2 protein-coding genes are annotated in these 2591 nt (G+C 37.6%); one reads left to right on the top strand and one right to left on the bottom strand.

Annotation, left to right across the window (positions count from 1 at the left end; all coding sequences use genetic code 11):
* Nucleotides 1-1539 (bottom strand): redoxin domain-containing protein (locus tag KGY70_20680; GenBank protein MBS3777622.1); only part of this gene is annotated, 1539 nt, incomplete at its 3' end.
* A gap of 279 nt (nt 1540-1818) precedes the next feature.
* On the opposite strand from KGY70_20680, the gene KGY70_20675 reads away from it, so the two are divergent.
* Nucleotides 1819-2591, top strand: a 773-nt coding sequence (locus KGY70_20675) for a sigma-54-dependent Fis family transcriptional regulator (protein MBS3777621.1), incomplete at its 3' end; no start/stop codon positions are given.

Genomic DNA, 2591 nt, shown 5'->3' with positions numbered 1-2591 from the left:
TATCTGATTGTATAACTTTTCCTGAGAGCTTGGTCTATGAGCATCTGGCTCGACGATTTCTCCTTCACTGTTTACGATCATATAGGTAGGTAATCTGCCTTTAAATCCCAGCTTGCTGAATTTCTTAGCAAAATCTTCATTAACCCGCATATGATATCCTTTCAATTCATATTTTTTAATATAATCCAGCCATTGTGCATTATCCAGGTTTCTCTCAAAAGCTATATAGACGATTTTTATATCGTTTTCTTTTAGAAAAGATTTCAAAGAAGCGTTGTATTTAAATTCCTGCAGACAAGGCTTGCACCATGTTCCCCAACAATCGATAATAAATGGATTCTTCCCCATTTTCTTGTTAAGTTCAGCAAAACTTTTTATAGAATCGTTTTTATCCAATATATGTATACCCTCAGGCAACTTCCATTTGTTTTTCGTATACCTTTCGTACTTGTCAGGTTCGAACTTTTTCATGAGCTGTTCTTTAAGCTGAGCAGGAGATAAATCACTGGCTATTACTTTTCCTTGTTTGTTGACCAAACAATTATCCCCATGCGTGAATAATAAATCTCCATAAAACACCTCATTTGTATTATCTTTCGTTAATTCTGCCAAATTGACCCAGGGAAAATTCCATTTTTTCACCCACTTTTTCCAACGATCATATCGGGATTCCTGAACAATGGTAATAACTTCAAAGCCATTGTCTTTATATGATTTATATATTGGTAATAAGTCTTTTGAACGTTCTGCAGGCTTACCACACCATGATCCCGAGGCCTCCACAAAAGTCATTTTATTTTCGGCAATCTGATTAAATTCAACAAAATCTCCGGAAGTATCCCGTAAGGAAAAGTTATGTGCCTTTGTACCTACCTTATTTATTCCTTTCTCCTTTCCCAGCCATTCCGAATAAACAGTTTTAAAATCGCGCAATTGCCTGAGCTTTGAATCCTTAATTGATCTAAATAATTCTTTACGCTCCTTATCATTGAAAATAGGTGCAGAAGCATATTTCTTCAAAAGATATACCCCACCAAAATTATTTTTATTCTGCATGATCATGTTATAAATGCTGTCCCCATAAAGATTTAATAAACTATCTCTTGCTTGAGATTTTGCCTTCCTCAAATTAAGAGAAGTTACATACTCTAATCTCTTATTATGTATTCTTTGGACTTTAAGATTTCTTTTACCTGAAAATACTCTTGATTTATAAGTAATTGAATCGGCATGAATTTCAAGTTTTATTTCTCCAGGTTCAATAATAACAGGAAAGCTCATGAATCTCCCACTTTTCATGTCTTCGTAAAAAGTAATGAATGAACTATAAATACCATAGGCGGTATCGCTATGTTCAAATTTTCCTTTCTCAAATGGAATTTTGATTTCATCGCCTAATCTTTGGGATTCAAAATAGACAAGTTTTCCAGAATCCTTGCCAATAACTTCCCCTTTAAGCGTGTATTCAAAAGTCTCTTGTTGCTTTTTGCAACTTAGCAGTGCAACAATAATTGAAAATAAAATGATAATTCGGCTCATAGTAGGTAAAATTTTGAATAATGCATGAGTTTTCGTTTTTGTGTCTACATTATAATAATTTTTTGGTGTTTTATAATGGCTCACAACGTCTGTATATAAGCCATACAAATGCTATGCCCATAAGAACAATAAATTGACTGAATGGATTTTATCAATAAAGAATCACTCTATGTTGTCAAAATTTTTAACTGTGAGGTGTAAAATATTTTTACACTTATTTTGAAAATGATAAATTTTGTAATTTTGAATCTATAAATGCCACGAATGCACAAATAAATAATGGAGAAAAAAACCGGCCACATACTCATCGTAGATGACAACAAAGGGGCCTTAAGTGCCCTGAGCCTTTTGCTGCAGTTTGAGTTTGAAACCGTGGTGACGCTTTCGAATCCCAACCGGATCTATGAGGAGCTGAGAAAAACCGATTTCGACCTGTTGCTGCTCGACATGAACTTTTCTGCGGGTGAAAACACGGGCAACGAGGGCCTGTATTGGTTGCAGGAGATCAAGAAAATGGCCCCCACTGTTGAGGTAGTGATGATCACTGCCTATGGGGATATTGAGCTGGCTGTTAAAGCGCTGAAGCGCGGTGCAGCCGATTTTGTTGTAAAACCATGGGAAAATGAAAAACTGTTGGCCACCCTAAAGGCAGCCCTGAGGCTGAAACAGTCAAACCAGGAAGTAAAAAAGCTCAGGGACCGGGAAAAAAACCTGAAGCAGGAATGGAACAGCGAACAAAAGATGATCATCGGCTCATCTCCCGCCATGGAAAAGGTGATGCAACTGGTAAGGAAGGTAGCTGCCACTGATGCCAATGTGCTCATCACCGGCGAAAACGGAACCGGAAAAGAGCTTGTGGCCCGGGAGATCCACCGGAGATCCGAACGGGCAAACGAGTTAATGGTTACCGTTGATATGGGTGCCATACCGGAGAATCTTTTTGAAAGCGAATTGTTTGGCCATAAGAAGGGAGCCTTCACAGATGCCAAAGAAGACAGAACCGGTAAATTCCAAATGGCCGACAAAGGCACCCTTTTTCTTGATGAGATAGG

The organism is Bacteroidales bacterium (genome assembly GCA_018334875.1).
GTDB lineage: Bacteria > Bacteroidota > Bacteroidia > Bacteroidales > UBA12077 > JAGXLC01.
The sequence above is the reverse complement of the archived record's forward strand: the minus strand, read 5'-3'. Positions and strand labels throughout refer to the sequence as shown.